We start from the raw sequence: 17,615 nt of genomic DNA, 5'->3' as shown, positions 1-17,615 counted from the left end.
TGAAGAGGGTATGAAATGCGTCAAGCTCCAAAGTGGAGAAGCTGGTTTCCAACCGGAAGAGAAATCAGGTTTTTTATTCAATCTACCATTGCGAAGTTATTTCCCACACTGGCATTACGCTACAATTTTGTATTGAAGCAAATGGATTGGGATCAAGTCGATCAAACCGAGGCCTTGAGCTGGGCAGACTATAGTGAAGTTTCTTTATCCGAAGAATTGCATGATTTTCTGCAGGACTTTGGAGACAATGAGAAGCAGAGAACCGGCGGAAAAACTCCTAAAAGTGCCCATTTGTTTGCCCGTGTTTATGAATTCAAAAACGTCTATGTGCTGGGGCATACCGGCTCAAATCTTCTAAAAGATGAGCGGTGTCAGGTTGAGGCATTATCAAAAAATACGATGCGCTTTCAAACTATGAAGGATCGGCATATCAAGGGGTATTGCTTAAACTTATTGGGCGTCCCAAAAGGTCATAGGCACTATTACTTCTTTCACTGCCTCTTCATGCCGTCATTCCTCCAGTTTCTTGATGGCTTCAGCTCCCGCTATGAGAAGCTGACAATTCTGGTGCGAGAAGATTTATCCGGTTTCCAAAAAACTTTTTATAAACAAATTGAAAGTTGGAAGCCGAACGTTCGTTTCGAGATAATCAATACAACTGAACGTGTCCTGTGCGACGAGCTTGTATATTTGCGTGGACGTGGCTCAAGTAAGTTCAGGAGTCCATACTCCCAAAATGCTATGGAGTTGGTTGCTGGCGTTTACCGAGCAGCCTATGAGCTCAGTGCCTTACAGAAGCCATTTAGGAAGATATACGTGTGCCGGCAGGATGCGAAAATCAGGCAGGTTCTGAATGAGCAAAAACTGATCGATCTACTCGGTTCTTATGGATTTGAGGTTGTTACACCAGGGAACCTCAGCCATAAAGAGCAAGTAAAGGTCTTCTCGGAAGCCAAGATTGTTGTAGGTGTTCACGGCGCAGGTCTTACAAATTTGATGTTTACGCAGCCTGAGGGACATGTCATAGAAATCTTCCCGGCTGATTATATTCAGGGAGCCTATACTTGGATGTCAACATTGAAGGAACATCAGTATACTCCGATTGTGGGAAGTAAAAGCTTGGGTCATCAGAATTTTTCATTAACTGAGGAAAATTTGAGTGAGCTTGAAAGCATTTTGTCAGGGCATACTGAAGGTGAAGCTGCACAAGTTGCCTAACTGAACTAACTGGTAAATTTTCAAAGCGAGAAGAGTGGTTTTCTCGCTTATCTTTGTCGGTTTCCTTCGTTTATTGCCCCTTAAAATATGGAGCTGAACCTATTGGTTTGACCCATCTATGCTGGGCTAGGATAGATGGGGGGAAATATGAGGCAGGCACCGGTTTGGCGGCGCTGGATACCAACCGCACGGCAGATACGCTTTTTTGTTCAGCTGAGAATTGCGAGATTATTTCCTGAATACGCTCGAAAGTACAATTTTTACTCCAAACAATCTGATCTCAGTGAATTCTCTCAGAAAATTGTTGCACAATGGAAAGATGAGAGTGAGTGCGCTTTAAATGAGGCACAAATGGTGTTTCTACAACAGTTCGCTGACTTGGAAAAACTCAAATCAAAAACTGGATTGCGAATTGATGGAGTAGTGGAAGGAACGCTTTACAAACTGTCGAAGTGTTATGTCCTTGGGCATTCCGGTTCTTCAATTATACGCGGTGATAAATCACAGGTTGAGGACCTGCAACACAATACTGCTCGCTTTAGAAAGTTAGAGACTGTTCATCTGAATGGAACAGTCTCTAACTTTCTTGGTCTTCCTAAAGGGCATAAACACTACTATATGTTCATTAGCCATATCTTGCCTCAGTTCATTCGCCTCTGTGAGGAAGTATCTGGAAATTATGATAAAATTACAGTTTTAGTTCGCTCTGACTTAAGTAGTTTTCAAAGAAATATATTTTCATATCTGCAGAAGTTATATCCATTTTTGGAGTTTGCTATTACATCTGAAACCGAGCGTTACGCGTGCGAAAATCTCATTTTCTTATCTGAGCAAAGAGCGAACAATTTCAGAAGTCCGCCCTCAAGGATCTCTGCAAACAAGGTTTCAGCCTATTTCAAAAGATCCTACGGTATTTTGGAAGGTGTACGGCCATATCGAAAAATCTACGTGTCCCGTAGGGATGCTAGAATTCGAAGAATTCTCAATGAGGAGCAACTGGAAAAATTCTTGTTGAGAAAAGGGTTTGATATAATTTGCCCCGGTGAACTGAGCCACCCTGAACAAGTAAAGATATTTAATGAAGCGAAGGTGATTATAGGGGCTCACGGAGCTGGATTAACCAACATTTTATTCTCCCAATCTGGAGGTGTCGTATTAGAGCTTCTTCCTCGTAACTATGTCCAAAGTGCGTATATGTGGATCTCGGTTTTGAAAAATCAAAGTTACACACCGATTCTGTGCGAATTGGGCGGGGCACACCAGCATTTTTCAGTTTCTGCAAAGGCATTTATGGAGTTGGAACGCACACTAGATGGCATACAATGTCACCCTATCTCTTTGAAAAGAAATAGCACAAAGAGTGATTTGCTACCCTTCTCATAGCTTCCATATAAGGAGTTGGAAAGATGGGAAGCTATTATGAACTATGATTTGCTTATATGGGACTGTGACGGTTGTTTGATTGATAGTGAGTATCTTGCTTGTGCTCTGGAGGCGGAGCTTTTAACAAAAGCAGGATATTTCATATCTACGAATACCTATATTGAGCGGTTCATGGGCGTTCGCGAAGCGGATGTTTTTGCTCAGATCGAAAAAGAAACCGGACGAGATTTTCGTTATCATGGTGTCTTTAGTAACCTTACTGAACAACTTGAGGCTCTTTTCAAAAACAAGTTAGAATCCGTTTCAGGTGTCTATGAGCTTTTTGAAATATATCGAGGCGAGATGTGTGTGGCTTCCGGTAGTTCGCTAAGGCGGTTGGAATATACATTGAAGCTAACCGGATTATACCCTCGCTTACATGGGCACATTTTTTCGGCGGATCAAGTGGAACTGGGCAAACCTGCTCCAGATATTTTCTTGTATGCCGCGGACAAAATGGGAGTTAGTCCTGAGCGGTGTCTTGTTATTGAGGATAGTTGTCACGGAGTTGAGGGGGCTTTGAAAGCCGGTATGACAGTTCTGGGCTTTACAGGTGCTTCTCACTACACTGAGGGGTTAAGAAGACAACTGGAGCGATCCTCTCCTCATCGTATTTTCTCAAATATGCGAGAGCTTACCAGATATCTGATGTCTGAGTAACTTTCTGGGTGAAGGTTTCCAACCTAGTCCAATTGGGTGGAAGTAGATTGTTCTCATCTACTGAGCGATTTTTAAACCAGCGCTTTGGGGCTATTACCTGCTGGTTCTTTTGTGTGTTCATAAAGGCCGCCCACCAACTGAAGCTGCTATTGGCCATGATGGTGTGGTTGCATTGCTGCATCAGGTAGAGATCCTGTTCATCATTTTGGTCGTTAAAATTGGGAATGATATAAATATTGGGAAAGTGACCGTAAGTGTCCTTAGCATATTGTGGGTCATCTGAAAAAACAAGGAGAGGAGAGCTCCCAACCTGATCTCTCAATTTAGAAATCGCATTGTAGTAGTATGTGTTTGAGCATTGGCCAAAATTTTGAAGAAATTGCGCATTCAGGTAATCACCGCGCCTTATATGCATGGCAATTGAATTGTCGCGCTTTGCCAGTTCTAGAAAGTTGAGCCGTGATTCAGATAGGCCTACTTTGAGTGTGAGATCGGTTAGCAATTCTTGTTTGATAGCACGTGCGTGCGTGAAGCACTGGAAGAAACCGTCCACATAAAGAGGAGGGGAGTTGAGGGGGAGCTGATGGGGCTCCTTCATCTTCTTTTCTACCACAAAGTGCCTTTGGTAACTTGGAAAAATTTTCTTCAAGGATTGTGAGAATTGTCCTCTTCCTTCTGCAGGCCAGAAAACATGCTTCATGTCTGCCAATGTTGCTTGTTCGCCAAAAATATTAAAGGAAAATATAAGAGGGGACCGGTCTTTGTATTCAGCGTAATGACTGCAATCGAACTTAAGGGGGCAGCGGTGAACGATGGAGAGATGCCTGCCGATTGCATATTGAAAGAGCTGATTCCCTAATCCACCACGAAGCCTTAGGATAATCACGATAGCGTCCTTTTAACAAAAAAATCCTTCACAATTTCCTGACAATGAACTGTGATGCTCCTGAAACCACTTGACAACTCTTGAAAGACTGGGGCAATAAAAAGGTATGAGCAGGAAACAGAGCACATTTTCTTATGTATATTTTACCGTGGCGCACATACGAGCGGCACGTGTTTCCTATTGCTTCTGACAAGAGTTTAAGAAAACAAACAGCCGCCGCTTAGGGCGGCTTTTGTTTTTTTGGGTCCCTGATGCGGCAACAGGGGATCCAAATGGCAAAATCGTATCAAAATAATCCAATAGGGCGTCAGCTTTTTTATAAGACGCCTCAGCTAGTTTGCTTATGTGAGTTGCCGTTCGGCAGGACTTGGCGATGCAGCCTAAAGTCAGAATGCATAGGTGAAGTATGATTTGCTCCGCCGATAGTCTAGCTAATAATCATGGACTTGTCCGGGAACTTTTTCGGTTCAAATTCTCAATAGGTATTCGAGAAACTCCGGAACACCATCAATTCCGGAAATACACAAACACTGGTCCGTCCTGTAGCTTCACTCCTCAAGCATTGAAACTACTCCAGTGTTTCTCGCCACTTGGTGACGTTGATCAACAAAGGGATGTTTTGTTTGGACCAATGTGCTCTTTGATTAGGAGTTTGAATGGAAAGAAATTGCGGGGAGGTCGCCAACGTAATGTTTGGTTAAACTATCACCTCCTGACCGATCATGATTTTGGACAAATAAGGCGGGCCAACGATAACAGAGAGCTGAACCGATTAGTGAAACAAATCTTCTCAGTATTGTTAGATACAGTTCATTGCTTAGCAAATTTGAAAGGTGCAAAAAAATGACCGAAGCTAAAAAGGCTCTTGCAACAAAGATAACAGGGGCAATGCGTTACCTTGACGTTACTGATATGACTTCGGACTCGGGGCAGACTTTTCTTCAAAATCATGAAGATGACAAAAGACCGACCCATTTGTTACCCCTTTCCTTACTTGCAAAGCCTGTGAGGCTTCTAGAGTTGATGATTGAAACAGGCTTTGCTGGTTCCAGCAGTGAAGCTCGTGGCTTAGTGCGATCGGGAGCTGTCCGAATCAATAATGTTTTGGTTGTGAACGAATCCCGTATTATTTCTGAAGGTGATATTGGCGTGGGCGAGCGGCTTGATATGGCCATCGGGAAAGATGGCCGAGCCTTGGTGCAATTTACCTAAGAAGTGATATCGAAATTGTGTTCCCACCTTCTCTAAATGAGAAGGTGGGTTTAAACTTTTAGATGTGGAACTGTGCCCTTTAGCTATGCTGCCTCTGTTAAGAGGGCATTTGTGAGCGAATAATAGATCTAAGCTTATCAACCGGCTCGAGTGTTTTTCCGCGCTTAATATGCCAGTAAGTCCAGCCATTACACGCCTGCTGGCCTTGCAGGAGAGCGCCCACCTTGTGAATGGATCCTGAGTGTTTTCCGCAGATGAGGGACCCATCAGCTCGAACCGTTGCTATGTACTTTCCTCTGGCGTCCTGCAGCTTGGCTCCTGGTTTTAAAAGGCCAGCTTCTAGTAGATTTCCAAAGGGAACCCTGGGAAGAGCGCGCTTTCCTTTTGTCAATTGCAAAAGGTCATCATTTGCTGGAGTGACCTTGTCTATGCGTTTTGTCGCAGCACTGATGTATGCGTCTTCTCTTTCAATTCCGACGAAATGACGACCGAGTTTCTTTGCGACTGCACCGGTAGTTCCCGTTCCAAAAAAAGGATCAAGAATGACATCGCCCTTGTTAGAGGTCGAAAGTAGAATGCGATAAAGAAGGCTTTCCGGCTTTTGGGTGGGGTGCACCTTCTCGCCTTGTTCGTCTTTTAACCGTTCATGTCCCGTACACAGGGGCAGAACCCAGTCAGAGCGCATCTGAAGATCATCATTGAAAGTCTTCATTGCGTCATAGTTGAATGTGGGTTTTGATTCTTGAGAGGGAGTTGCCCATATCAATGTTTCATGTGCGTTTGTAAATCGCTTCCCACGAAAGTTGGGCATCGGGTTGGTTTTCAGCCAGACAACATCATTATTGATCCAGAAACCTAAATCTTGCATGATAGCGCCCACCCGAAAAATATTATGGTAAGAGCCGATAACCCAAAGAGAGCCGTCCGGTTTCAGGACACGTCTAATGGCGCGTAGCCAAGCGCGTGTAAAGGCATCGTAGACTTCAAAACTTGAGAACTGATCCCAGTGATCATCACAGGCATCAACTTTTGAACTATCCGGCCTATGAAGATCTCCTCCCAGCTGTAAGTTGTAAGGGGGATCTGCAAATACCATGTCTATCGAGTTGTCGGGTAGCTTTTCCAGCTCTGCTATGCAGTCACCCTTGATAATAGTGTCAAGCCAACTTGGCTTTATGGAAGATTGGGGTGTCAATGACGACACCCCTGTACGCTGTACTCTCATTGCGACGCATTACCTCACGCAAATGTCGAGGCTTATGGTTACCGGATATGGTAAATTGATTGTTAAAGAGATAGATTATTTATATATTTGGAATCAACAGTTTATTTATAAATCCATAAAAATTCATCTCGGTTAACTTTATTAGTATTAAGCCTAGGAAAACCTTGGGGAACTGATTGATGGTTGGTTAAGAGCCCGCCACTGCAGTAACTTTTGCAGCAGTTAAATTTTCACTTCCCCATTGCTTGTTCCATATCTTCTAAAAGATTTAACAGAATGATTAAGTATGGAGCCCTATAGCACAAAACTGTTATGGGGTTTGAATGTTCTGGTATATAGGCGAGGTAGGAACTACTTGATTACCGTTTCCAAATAGCTTGTCCAAGACAGTTTCAGGCTGAGAAATGGTTGTTTTTGTGCAGGGCTATGGGACAAAATTTTTGCATCACGAGGCCGTACAATGCTTCCCGCTAGATTAAAAGATGACTGCCTAAACTGTGTGTCATTGTGTTGTGTTTCGTTGGCTTTTGATAAATCTGACTTCTTCCCATTTGATAAACCAGCAGGCATGAAGTGCTCTAACTTGGACTGCAAGGGTCTTTGTAAAATCCACTCAAAGCTTGAAGAAAATGGTTTTAAAGGCTGCATACGCTTTAGTTGTTTTGGAGCGGGGCAGCGGGTTTCGAATGAGATTTTTGGCGGGCTATCTTGGCAGAGTGATCCGGCGCTTCTTGAAGGGATGACTGTTGCATTCTGGTCTCTTCGCCAAATACACGAACTACAGGCAATGTTGTTCGAAGCGAAAAAGCTCCCCCTGCCTGAAGACGTAATGCGCGGTCTGGAGAGTTTGCTTGGGCAGCTTGAGCCAGATGACGGGTGGACCCAAGAAAAACTGTTGGGCTATCCTTTGGTGAGAATGAAAGGGAAGACACTCGAATTCCTCGGCTCTCTCCGGAGAATTCTTGAGATCTAATTAACTGAGTTTTATAGGAACTCAACTCGGCCCAGTTTTCCAGCCTGAAATTCATTTTACCGTAGGTCATGAAAAAAATCTCGACTTGAGATTATATTTTCATGTTTGCAGTGCATTCAGCTTGACGCCGGTTCAAAGCTTTGCAACAGATACTGCGATACAAAATAAGGAGAAAATGAGTGTCGACTATATCCGGTAGCGACGGTAACGGTAAAACCGAATTGTTTTTAAGTCCCCAAGCCCCAAAAACGCAGATGTTCGAGAATGCTGAAAAAGCAGTTGCACATTTGATTGAACTATTTGAAACGAATACTGCTTTTTTACGAAATGCATTTAAAGAGGCAAGTGCGGGCCGTCTTCCAGATAAGCCTGTACGGGCTTTTTACCCGGAACTTAGAGTAGAAGTTTCCAGCCACTCCAGAGCTGATAGCCGTCTTTCCTATGGTTTTGTAGCGGGCCCGGGCAAATATGCCACGACCATTACGCGTCCGGATTTATTTAAGGAATACCTGACACACCAAATAGAGCAGTTGCTGCGGAATTATGAAGGAGTGGTAGAAGTTGCTCAAAGCAATATTCCTATTCCTTTGCATTTTGCCTTCTATAATGGTGCCCATGTTGAAGGGTCATTTGAAGCTTCTTCTACGCGTCCCTTGCGGGATATCTTTGATGTGCCAGATCTTGCTGTAATGGACGATTCCATCGCAAACGGGACCTTTGAAGCTGGGGATGGCCCAGAAGCTCTCGCCCCATTTACAGCCCCTCGGGTGGACTATTCACTCCATCGCTTACAGCATTACACAGCAACAGCACCCAAGCATTTCCAGAACTATGTTTTGTTCACAAACTATCAGTTCTATATTGACGGCTTCGCGCAGATGGCACGGGATCTTCTTGCCGATCCCAATAGTGGATACACAAGTTTTGTAGAGCCGGGCAATGTGATAACACGTGCGGGAGATACGGCTCCTTCAGAAGGGGAAGCGCCTCCTCGCTTGCCTCAAATGCCAGCTTATCATCTCACGATGCCGGACAATCGTGGTATTACAATGGTGAATATTGGGGTAGGTCCCTCGAACGCCAAAACGATTACGGATCATGTTGCTGTACTACGTCCTCATGCATGGCTCATGTTAGGGCATTGTGCAGGGCTGCGTAATAGCCAGCAATTGGGAGATTATGTTCTTGCACATGGCTATGTACGCGAGGATAAGGTTCTCGACGCAGACCTACCGTCATGGGTGCCTATCCCGCCGCTTGCAGAAGTGCAGGTCGCATTGGAAAAAGCGGTCGAAGAAGTTACAGGTCTGGAAGGATTTGAACTGAAGCGGATCATGAGAACAGGAACGGTTGCCTCCATTGACAACCGAAACTGGGAGTTACGAGACCACCGTGAGCCAGTTCAGCGTTTTTCTCAATCCAGAGCTATCGCACTGGATATGGAGTCTGCCACAATTGCCGCAAATGGTTTCAGGTTCCGTGTACCATATGGAACACTTCTATGTGTCTCGGATAAACCCTTGCATGGGGAACTAAAATTGCCCGGCATGGCGACAGATTTTTACAAAAGACAGGTCGCGCAACATCTTGAAATTGGTTTTAAAACTATGGAGGAGCTACGGAAAATGCCTCCAGAGCGCCTGCATTCGCGTAAATTACGCAGCTTTGCCGAAACCGCGTTTCAGTAGTTTTTTAAAAATGCTATTGCCCCCTCATACACATATGAGGTGAGGGGGCTCTTTCTTATCTATTCGTTGAGTGACGCTTTAAGAGCTTTCTTCATAACTGTTGGCAGAGCCTCATCCTGCTGCATCTTTATTGAAGACCACCAATACCCATCGGGTAAAATGGGTTCTTCGTTCAAAAAGGTAATCCATACACTCATCTTGAGATGAAAATGGGTAAAGGTATGCTTGACATCATGCTTTGCTCGCTGCCATTTGAGATTAGTACTTCTCAGCTTGAACGGTACAAGTGAAAGGTCGTCCATTGCCGCAGTTTCCGCCCAAGTTGTTGACGGCGGCTCACTCATCCCAGCTAGAAGTCCCTTATCGGCTCGCTTGCGAAGTAGGACAGATCCATCATCTCGCCGAACAACAAATGCCATACCGTGCCTTGTTGGCTTTATGGGTTTTGGCGTTTTGCGAGGAAGGGATTCAGCAATTCCCGACTTATAGCCATCGCATTTTGTTCTCCAGGGGCAGAGGAGGCAGTTTGGTGCACGCGGTTTACAAATCGTTGCTCCCAGATCCATCATCGCCTGAGCAAAGTCACCTGGTCTTTCATGGGGCGTAAGTTCATGCATATACTTTTTGATCTGATGTCTGCTCTTTGGCAATTCTGCTGTTAATGCAAAAATGCGCGTTATCACCCGCTCAACATTCCCATCCACAACGGCTGCATGCCGGTTGAAAGCAATAGTGGATATGGCAGCTGCGGTATAAGGGCCAATACCTGGTAGCTTTAATAGGCGCTTTTCTTCCTCCGGGAAGCGGCCATTATGAAAACGGATCAGCTCTCTTGCACATTTGTGCAGGTTTCTAGCTCGGGAATAGTACCCCAAACCGGCCCATGCCTTAAGAAGATCTTCTTCTTCTGCCTCTGCGAGATTTTCTAATTTTGGCCAAAGAGTTATAAACTTCTCAAAGTAACCCCTTACCGCTGCCACAGTTGTTTGTTGAAGCATGATTTCTGAGAGCCAAACATGGTAAGGGTTCGGATTTATGCCACAACCTCTCTCTTGTGGGGAGGTGCGCCATGGTAAAGAACGCGAATTTTTGTCGTACCATTTAAGTAAAGTTGTGCTGTCAGGGGCAGTCATTTGGTCTTTCTGTAAATTTTAAGTGTGAAAATAGTATCTAACCCTTGGTATTTAAAGGTATCGTTTGAGAAGTTACTAGTTTAAATCTGTTGGTAGGTAAGGTCATTTAAACGTCCGAGCTCTGTAAACCGATTGAGTATGATGGTCAAAGCTGCGCCGAAGAAAAATAGAGGTCCGACACGCCGGCAGTTGAGTGAGCTGGTAGGTTCTACAATGCATCCGCTGGCTCGTAAACGAGGTTTTGCAACGGCTGACTTGCTGGGTGCATGGCCGGAATTGATTGGGGAACGGTATGCTGGGCGCGTTCAACCCGGGCAGTTGATTTGGCCGCGCAGACGAGAAGCTGATGGAGAAGTGATCCCGGCTCCCGCTACCCTTGTTGTCCATTCTGATTCCGCTTCAGCCCTTATGCTTTCTCATGAAGTGAATGCTATTCGTGAGCGGCTAAATGCGTTTCTGGGCTGGTATGCAATCTCGCGTATCAAGATTGTACAACGGGCGCTGCCAAAAAAAACATTCAAACCCGTAAGGCGGCAGCGGCTTCTTTCAAAAAGCGAAGAGCTGGAAATCAAGTCAAAAGTCAGTAGAGTTTCCGATGAGAAGCTGCAAAAAGCCCTTGAAAAGCTAGGTAGGGAGATCGTGTCTCGATCTCCTCATTCCACCTGAAATTTATAGTTGGCTCACAACTAAGTCATGTCCACTGGCTGTGTACCCTAGTAACAAGTCAGGTCGTTCCATCAAAAGGAAGGCAATCTTGGTGTTCTCTGAGCCAAGTAATTCGATAGTGTTTCCTGCGATGCTCCAGCTTTTAATTTTTGCTAATTCTGCATTTTTGCAACCAGTGATTTGGGTACTACCGCTTGGGGTTGATCGAGAAGGGGAAGCCGGTTCGTCCTCGTTCTGGGTACCTAATGAAAACTTAAGCGTGCATTGGCGCGCAGCAGTTCCAGTTTCATCTACAGACCAGTTATGTGAAGTCAGCTCCTTTAAGTCCGTTGTACCGGAGTAAGAAATCGGAGAGGCCTGTTTTTCAACTTGGGAAGTGGATGGGGGAGAAGCTTGTGTGCGTAATTGGTTATGAGGCTTGGCAGTATTTGCCGATTGGCAGCCGGCTAAAGCAAGTGTTGTGATGATTACAAGTGATCGAACTGACATTGAACGCTTTGATTTAAGGAGTTTTTATTTAATCGATGAGAATATTTCATCTCATATGCACTCGTAAAATCAAAGTTGATTTCCATTCTTATCCCACCATTCAACAGGGTACTACGAAAGGGGGTACTTTAGAGTATGGCTTGGCCCTGTTATTAATGTATGGTTTAAAGCACATCGCATTCACGCTGTGCACTCTAACTTATTTATTTTGAGCGAATTCTTGTCGTTTGATTGAACCCAATCAAACGGAACGCGCTCTAGATAAGCTCTGGAAAGAGGCTGGTTGGAGGCGACAGGTCTACGCCAGAAGACCCACCAGCCAACAAATTTCGATTAATAACAAAAACAAGTATGGGTTTAAGTGCGGCAAAGTGTGAACACAATTTACTGATTGTGTTGACCTGATACTATATCTAATGCCATTGATAACTTAAGGCTTATCCAAGTTAAGGACAACAAGAGTGACTATTACCCGCAGATCATTAATCAAGCGCACCAGTGCACTGGCCGTTACAGCATTTGCATTGACCTCAATCACTCCACCTTTAGCAAACGCTCAAGGAGTTGACGAAACACTCTTGCTCCAAGCAGGCCCTCTAGGGGATGTATCTCTTGGAAGTGAGGATGCTCCAGTGACAGTCGTGGAGTATGCCTCTATGACCTGCAGTCATTGTGCGAGCTTCCACAATAACACGTTTAAGGCTTTTAAAGAAAAGTATATTGATACAGGGAAAGTACGTTTTATTTTCCGTGAGTTCCCTCTTGATAATACAGCTGCCGCCGCGTCTATGCTTGCTCGCTGCGCTCCCAAGGATAAGTACTTCGATGTAACCGGTCTCATGTTCGAAGAGCAGAAGAAATGGGCTTTTACGAGTGATCCATACGGCGCCCTAATCAATTTGGGCAAGCAGATTGGTTTTACTGAAAAACAAGTGAAAGACTGTTTGTCAGACCAGACAATCCTCAATGGTATCGTGTCTGTACGTGATGTTGCTGCAAACAAACTGGGCGTACAATCCACTCCAACATTCTTTATTAACGGTGAGCGTGTTCCAGGAGCTCTTTCTTTGGAAGAGCTGAGCGAGCACGTTGATAAAGACCTATAGGCAATGAAATCACTCTAGGTATGATATCTGGAGGTTGAAAAGAAAGGCCTGTTGTCATGGAGGACGCGTTCAGTGAAATTTGATCGCTTGCGCGTCCTTGGTTTCAAGTCTTTTGTCGAGCCAATGGAGTTTATCCTTGGAGATGGACTGACAGGTGTTGTCGGCCCAAACGGTTGCGGCAAATCAAATCTGGTAGAAGCTCTGCGATGGGTTATGGGAGAAAACTCTTATAAAAACATGCGGGCCTCTGGTATGGACGATGTGATTTTCTCCGGTAGTGCAAACAGGCCTCCGAGAAATGCAGCGGAAGTGACGTTATTTCTTGATAATCGTGACCGCTCCGCACCTCCAGCATACAATAACTTTGATAGTATTGAAGTTAGTCGTCACATAGAACGTGAGGCGGGCTCTACCTATAGAATAAACGGGCAGGATGTTAGAGCTCGTGATGTGCAGCTATTATTTGCCGATGCATCGACAGGTGCGCGATCCCCAGCAATGGTTCGGCAAGGGCAAATTGGTGAGTTGATTTCACAAAAGCCCACAGCTCGCCGAAAAGTTCTCGAAGAAGCCTCGGGAATTTCAGGACTACATTCAAGACGCAATGAATCTGAAATGCGCTTGCGAGCGGCAGAAAGTAATCTGGTTCGACTTGAAGATATGATCGGGCAAGTAGACACCCAGGTCATATCTTTAGGTAAGCAGGCGCGGCAGGCAAGGCGATATAAAAACCTCTCCTCAGATATTCGGAAAGCGGAAGCGACCATCCTTTATATGCGATGGAGTGAAGCCTGTGAGAGCTTGGAAAATGGCAGGCGGGAATTTGCTGAGGTTGAAGTAGCTTTACGTCAGGCCACTGCCAAACAGGCTTCTGCAGCACGTGAGCAAGCCCTTGTTGCTCATCGCGTACCTCAGTTTAGAGGTGAAGTCGCGAAAGCTGAGGCATTTTATCAGGAGTTAACTGTAGCAAACGGGCAGTTAGACGCTGTTGAGAAGCAAAATAAAGAACGGACCAATGAACTTTCTCAACGCCAAAAGCAGTTAGAAACGGACATTAGAAGAGAAAGAAAAATTTATCTCGAAAACTCTGATGTTCTCGAAAATTTGGCAGAGGAGCTTGAGGTTCTTACTTGTGAAGAGGAGGGGAGTGAGGAGCTTTGGGAGAATGCTCATGAAACTGCAGAAAATTATGAAGTGATATTGCGAGAAAAAGAAGTCGAACTCTCTGAGCAGTTGCGTAAACATGCTGGTTTTGAAGTAGAGTGCCGACAGCTAGAAGTCTTAGTAGAAAAGCTCACTCTAAAAGAAACAGACCTGAATGGTAAATTGAGTGCTTTGTTGACTGAAAGGTACTTTGTGAATGAACAGCTTACCAAAGCTGTGGAGCTTAATCAGGCGAAATCTGGTTTCTCATTGCTTGAAGAGAAATTAAGTGAAGCAGAGAAAGCTCTTGATATTGCGAATGTCGAGAATGAAAAAGCAAGGGTAAGGGTCGAGGCTGCCTTAGTCCCTCTTGCGAAACAGCGTAGCTACCATCTAGCTCTAAAAACAGAGGCGAAAACCTTGGAAGAGGTACTGTCTTCTTCAATCGATGGGCGGTGGCAGCCTTTAGCGGATCAGTTGAATGTGTTCGATGGATATGAGGTGGCTTTGGCTGCAGCCCTTAGCGATGCGATCGAGTATCCATTAAATGAAGAGGCCCCAGCTTTCTGGGCAGGTGCTCAGATAATGGAGAATGACCCCCCGCTACCAAATGGCTGCCAGCCACTTTCTGATTTTGTTGATGCCCCGGCTCAGTTGTCACGCGCACTTGCTCAAATCGGCTTCGTGGAAAACGATGACGCGCTTTGCACGATTAAGAAATTACAGGTTGGGCAGCTCGTGGTGAGCCGGTCCGGCGCAGTTAGAAGGTGGGACGGGGTTCAAGTATCCGCAGAGGTTCTCACTCCCGCCGCGCAACGAATGGCTCAACGCAACCGTCTAGCTGCATTGAATATCGAAGTTGAAGATGGTTCCAATGTTATATCTAAGCTGAATGATACTCTGGAAAAAGCTCGTCACACTCAGGAGCAAGCAGAAAATGAACTGTTAAGTGAGCAACAACAGTTTAAACAGTTGCGGCATCAAATGGATGAGCAAAGGGAACAAGTACGGCTTGCGGAGGAGCGAAACACTCAATTTTTGAATCAGCAACAAATCCTAGATGCTCGGATTACAAGGGATGAAGAAGACCTTAAAGCTACGCTGGAAGAAAAACAAAACACTCAGATTGTTCTAGAAAATATTGTCGGCGCACAGGCCATGGAGAACTCTCTTGATACTCTACGGGCGGAAGTTGAAGATTTGCGTGATCGTTTAACTGAGGTTCGGGCCAAGGGCCAAGCTCTTGTCAGAGAAAGAGATGTAAGAAACAGCCGCAGAGATAAGGTCAAACGCGATCAATCTGATTGGAAAAGGCGACAAGAAAATGCCAGAGAGCAGGTAAGTGAGCTGGAAAAGCGTCTGGATGAAACTTGTAACAGCCTGCGAAGGTACCTTGAAGAGCCTGAGCACATCGCTGAGAAACGGCTAGGTTTGGCCACTGACATTTCAAAAGCTGACAGTCTACGAAAGCAAACAGCCGACAATCTACTTCTACTAGAGAAAGAGCTTAGAGAAAAGGACCAGACCGCGAAGGAGGTTCTTGAGCTATATACGCGATTGAGAGAAGAGCATGTGCGGGCAGAAGAACGTTTGGCTTCCGCTCGACTACATAAAGGAGAGGTTGAAGGGCGCATCTACGAAACGTTGGACCTGTCAATCACTGAGCTGGCAGAACAAGTAAGAGTGAGCGATGAAGCTGCTATTCCGGAGCCTGATACTATTGAGCGACGCTTGGTGCTTTTGAAAGCTGAAAGAGAGCGCTTAGGTGGTGTCAACTTGCAGGCGGAAGAGGAGCTAACGAGTCTTGAGGAGCAGCTGGGAACTCTTGTTAGTGAACGAGAGGACCTTATTGAGGCGATAAAAAGACTAAGGGGCAGTATTTCCACTTTGAATCGTGAAGCCAGAAAGCGATTGCTCACAGCTTTCGATGTGGTTGATGGTCACTTTCAGCGATTGTTCCAACATTTGTTTGGTGGTGGGGAAGCGCAACTAAAGCTGATTGATTCTGAGGATCCCTTAGAAGCAGGCTTGGAAATTTTTGCCCGCCCACCGGGTAAGAAACCGCAAACAATGACCCTTTTGTCAGGTGGAGAGCAAGCGCTTACAGCTCTGGCGCTTATATTTGCAGTCTTTTTAACGAACCCTACCCCGATCTGTGTTCTAGATGAGGTAGACGCTCCGCTAGATGATGCAAACGTGGAGAGATATTGTGCCCTATTGGAAGATGTTAGCGACAGTACGCAAACACGGTTTGCTGTGATTACGCACAATCCAATTACTATGTCCCGGATGGATTGTCTGTTTGGGGTCACTATGTCTGAAAGGGGAGTCTCGCAGCTGGTTTCGGTCAATTTGCAAACCGCAGAAAGTTATCAAAAGGCATCCTGAATCTCTCACAAAATGGTAAAACCTTAATGTTTGCTTCCATTTGTTTGTTAATAATATAGAATATGTTATATTTTACAGATACTTATAAGTGGGTGGCTGGATCTTGACAGGGACAGGGCTGCCTACTATTGTGCCCCCGTCTTTCAGGGGCCGTTTGGTCTGGTTAAAACACTTGCTACTTGAAGGTAAAAATCAATGCCCGACGATAAAAAGCAAGTGACTAATCGGGAGGTTTCCTCTGATCGGCACCTGTCTGAGCGATTGGAAAAGTTAAGTCAGACCTTAGACGAACTTGACGCCCCTCCCACTTCTGGGAAAAAGGGAGTAAGTACGGGTACGGTAACTGGCCTATCTCAGGCTTGGAAGATGTCTTCCGAGTTTGTTGCTGGCGTCCTTGTGGGTGCGGCTATGGGATGGATGTTTGACAGTTGGCTCGGAACCAAGCCGTGGGGGTTAATAATCTTCCTTTTGCTTGGCTTTGCTGCGGGCGTTGTAAATCTGTTGCGCTCTGCTGGTCGAATGGCTGAGCCTGAGCGGCGTTTGAACACTCGCACAAAGCGAGATTGACGAAATTAATCGCGCTTTTGCGCAGGTGTATGGGCACTTTAGGGGATATAACCGGTGGCTGGAAATTCAAGCAACGCGATCGATCCGATCCACCAGTTTCAGATCAATAAAATTTTTGATTTGAACATTGCTGGTGTGGACTTCTCCTTTACAAACGCCTCTCTCTTTATGGTTGTGACAGTCGCTGTGGCGACAGTTTTCCTGATCATGTCTACAAATAGACGCGGTCTGGTTCCCAACCGTATGCAGCTGATGGCGGAAATGTCCTACGAATTTGTTGCAGCAACACTGCGCGGTTCGGCGGGCAACGACGGAATGCGCTTTTTTCCGTTGGTTTTCTCTCTCTTCATGTTCGTTTTTGTAGCGAACCTGTTGGGAATGTTCCCTTATTTCTTTACAATCACCAGTCAGATCATCGTAACATTTGCTTTGTCCATGCTGGTAATTCTGACAGTGACCATCTACGGGTTCTTGAAGCATGGTGCAGGCTTTCTCAAGCTCTTTGTGCCAAGCGGCGTTCCTGCCATGGTCATTCCGTTGGTTTCTGTAATTGAAGTAATTTCATTCCTGTCTCGCCCTGTTAGCTTGTCCGTTCGTTTGTTTGCGAACATGCTTGCAGGTCACATTACGCTGAAAGTGTTTGCAGGCTTTGTCGTCATGCTAACAGGTCTCGGCGCCGTAGGAATTGGGGCTGCTATATTACCGTTAATTCTAACAGTTGCAATTACTGTTCTGGAGTTTTTGGTGGCATTCCTGCAGGCCTACGTCTTTACAGTTCTCACTTGTATGTACCTGGCAGATGCGCTCCATCCGAGCCATTAATTAGGACTACAGATATC

15 protein-coding genes are annotated in these 17,615 nt (G+C 45.4%); 11 read left to right on the top strand and 4 right to left on the bottom strand.

Features of this window, described 5'->3' with window-relative positions:
• Nucleotides 1–15: 15 nt before the first annotated feature.
• The 3 genes from P6574_RS14985 (at nucleotide 16) to P6574_RS14975 (ending at nucleotide 3,300) form a co-directional block, all read left to right on the top strand.
• Complete coding sequence (locus P6574_RS14985; RefSeq protein ID WP_310621073.1) at nucleotides 16–1,218, top strand: glycosyltransferase family 61 protein; 1,203 nt, start codon at nucleotides 16–18, stop codon at nucleotides 1,216–1,218.
• Between the two features lie 147 nt (nucleotides 1,219–1,365).
• Nucleotides 1,366–2,601 carry a glycosyltransferase family 61 protein gene (locus P6574_RS14980; protein WP_310621072.1) on the top strand — a complete coding sequence of 412 codons (1,236 nt, stop codon included), beginning with the start codon at nucleotides 1,366–1,368 and terminating at the stop codon, nucleotides 2,599–2,601.
• Nucleotides 2,602–2,637: 36 nt separating this feature from the next.
• Nucleotides 2,638–3,300 carry an HAD family hydrolase gene (locus tag P6574_RS14975; RefSeq protein ID WP_310621071.1) on the top strand — a complete coding sequence of 221 codons (663 nt, stop codon included), beginning with the start codon at nucleotides 2,638–2,640 and terminating at the stop codon, nucleotides 3,298–3,300.
• Here P6574_RS14975 and P6574_RS14970 read toward each other — a convergent pair.
• Entirely contained in the window at nucleotides 3,275–3,898 is a 624-nt protein-coding gene (locus P6574_RS14970; RefSeq protein ID WP_310621070.1) for an alpha-1,2-fucosyltransferase, read from the bottom strand. The genes P6574_RS14975 and P6574_RS14970 overlap by 26 nt on opposite strands.
• Before the next feature lie 1,131 nt (nucleotides 3,899–5,029).
• On the opposite strand from P6574_RS14970, the gene P6574_RS14965 reads away from it, so the two are divergent.
• Entirely contained in the window at nucleotides 5,030–5,398 is a 369-nt protein-coding gene (locus P6574_RS14965) for a S4 domain-containing protein (RefSeq protein ID WP_310621069.1), read from the top strand.
• A gap of 97 nt (nucleotides 5,399–5,495) precedes the next feature.
• On the opposite strand, the gene P6574_RS14960 is transcribed toward P6574_RS14965, so the two are convergent.
• Nucleotides 5,496–6,623, bottom strand: coding sequence for a site-specific DNA-methyltransferase (locus P6574_RS14960; protein WP_310621068.1), 1,128 nt, complete (start codon nucleotides 6,621–6,623; stop codon nucleotides 5,496–5,498).
• A gap of 568 nt (nucleotides 6,624–7,191) precedes the next feature.
• Here P6574_RS14960 and P6574_RS14955 point away from each other — a divergent pair.
• Both P6574_RS14955 and P6574_RS14950 read left to right on the top strand, forming a co-directional pair.
• On the top strand, nucleotides 7,192–7,596 hold the full coding sequence (locus P6574_RS14955) for a hypothetical protein (protein WP_310621067.1): 405 nt from the start codon (nucleotides 7,192–7,194) through the stop codon (nucleotides 7,594–7,596).
• A 188-nt stretch (nucleotides 7,597–7,784) separates the two neighbouring features.
• Complete coding sequence (locus P6574_RS14950; protein ID WP_310622169.1) at nucleotides 7,785–9,284, top strand: AMP nucleosidase; 1,500 nt, start codon at nucleotides 7,785–7,787, stop codon at nucleotides 9,282–9,284.
• A gap of 59 nt (nucleotides 9,285–9,343) precedes the next feature.
• Here the strand turns inward: P6574_RS14950 and mutY are convergent, their stop codons facing one another.
• On the bottom strand, nucleotides 9,344–10,417 hold the full coding sequence (gene mutY, locus P6574_RS14945; RefSeq protein ID WP_310621066.1) for an A/G-specific adenine glycosylase: 1,074 nt from the start codon (nucleotides 10,415–10,417) through the stop codon (nucleotides 9,344–9,346).
• 138 nt (nucleotides 10,418–10,555) lie between these two features.
• On the opposite strand from mutY, the gene P6574_RS14940 reads away from it, so the two are divergent.
• On the top strand, nucleotides 10,556–11,083 hold the full coding sequence (locus P6574_RS14940; RefSeq protein WP_310621065.1) for a DUF721 domain-containing protein: 528 nt from the start codon (nucleotides 10,556–10,558) through the stop codon (nucleotides 11,081–11,083).
• 3 nt (nucleotides 11,084–11,086) lie between these two features.
• On the opposite strand, the gene P6574_RS14935 is transcribed toward P6574_RS14940, so the two are convergent.
• Entirely contained in the window at nucleotides 11,087–11,572 is a 486-nt protein-coding gene (locus tag P6574_RS14935; RefSeq protein ID WP_310621064.1) for a hypothetical protein, read from the bottom strand.
• Between the two features lie 461 nt (nucleotides 11,573–12,033).
• On the opposite strand from P6574_RS14935, the gene P6574_RS14930 reads away from it, so the two are divergent.
• From P6574_RS14930 to P6574_RS14915, 4 genes are all read left to right on the top strand, one after another.
• Complete coding sequence (locus P6574_RS14930; RefSeq protein ID WP_310621063.1) at nucleotides 12,034–12,678, top strand: DsbA family protein; 645 nt, start codon at nucleotides 12,034–12,036, stop codon at nucleotides 12,676–12,678.
• Nucleotides 12,679–12,750: 72 nt separating this feature from the next.
• Nucleotides 12,751–16,209 carry a chromosome segregation protein SMC gene (gene smc, locus P6574_RS14925; protein ID WP_310621062.1) on the top strand — a complete coding sequence of 1,153 codons (3,459 nt, stop codon included), beginning with the start codon at nucleotides 12,751–12,753 and terminating at the stop codon, nucleotides 16,207–16,209.
• 195 nt (nucleotides 16,210–16,404) lie between these two features.
• Nucleotides 16,405–16,776 carry an AtpZ/AtpI family protein gene (locus P6574_RS14920; protein ID WP_310621061.1) on the top strand — a complete coding sequence of 124 codons (372 nt, stop codon included), beginning with the start codon at nucleotides 16,405–16,407 and terminating at the stop codon, nucleotides 16,774–16,776.
• A 54-nt stretch (nucleotides 16,777–16,830) separates the two neighbouring features.
• Complete coding sequence (locus tag P6574_RS14915) at nucleotides 16,831–17,598, top strand: F0F1 ATP synthase subunit A (protein WP_310621060.1); 768 nt, start codon at nucleotides 16,831–16,833, stop codon at nucleotides 17,596–17,598.
• The last annotated feature ends 17 nt before the right edge of the window (nucleotides 17,599–17,615 follow it).

The sequence above is a fragment of the Pseudovibrio sp. M1P-2-3 genome, from assembly GCF_031501865.1.
Classification (GTDB): Bacteria; Pseudomonadota; Alphaproteobacteria; order Rhizobiales; family Stappiaceae; genus Pseudovibrio; species Pseudovibrio corallicola.
The sequence above is the reverse complement of the archived record's forward strand: the minus strand, read 5'-3'. Positions and strand labels throughout refer to the sequence as shown.

What these genes read in the sequence shown, in the direction of transcription:
- P6574_RS14970 (WP_310621070.1), bottom strand. Translation starts at nt 3,898, where the DNA reads ATGAAGGAGCCCCATCAGCTCCCCCTCAACTCCCCTCCTCTTTATGTG.
- P6574_RS14960 (WP_310621068.1), bottom strand. Translation starts at nt 6,623, where the DNA reads ATGAGAGTACAGCGTACAGGGGTGTCGTCATTGACACCCCAATCTTCC.
- P6574_RS14935 (WP_310621064.1), bottom strand. Translation starts at nt 11,572, where the DNA reads ATGTCAGTTCGATCACTTGTAATCATCACAACACTTGCTTTAGCCGGC.
- P6574_RS14975 (WP_310621071.1), top strand. Translation starts at nt 2,638, where the DNA reads ATGAACTATGATTTGCTTATATGGGACTGTGACGGTTGTTTGATTGAT.
- P6574_RS14965 (WP_310621069.1), top strand. Translation starts at nt 5,030, where the DNA reads ATGACCGAAGCTAAAAAGGCTCTTGCAACAAAGATAACAGGGGCAATG.
- P6574_RS14955 (WP_310621067.1), top strand. Translation starts at nt 7,192, where the DNA reads ATGAAGTGCTCTAACTTGGACTGCAAGGGTCTTTGTAAAATCCACTCA.
- mutY (WP_310621066.1), bottom strand. Translation starts at nt 10,417, where the DNA reads ATGACTGCCCCTGACAGCACAACTTTACTTAAATGGTACGACAAAAAT.
- P6574_RS14920 (WP_310621061.1), top strand. Translation starts at nt 16,405, where the DNA reads ATGCCCGACGATAAAAAGCAAGTGACTAATCGGGAGGTTTCCTCTGAT.
- P6574_RS14940 (WP_310621065.1), top strand. Translation starts at nt 10,556, where the DNA reads ATGATGGTCAAAGCTGCGCCGAAGAAAAATAGAGGTCCGACACGCCGG.
- P6574_RS14980 (WP_310621072.1), top strand. Translation starts at nt 1,366, where the DNA reads ATGAGGCAGGCACCGGTTTGGCGGCGCTGGATACCAACCGCACGGCAG.
- P6574_RS14985 (WP_310621073.1), top strand. Translation starts at nt 16, where the DNA reads ATGCGTCAAGCTCCAAAGTGGAGAAGCTGGTTTCCAACCGGAAGAGAA.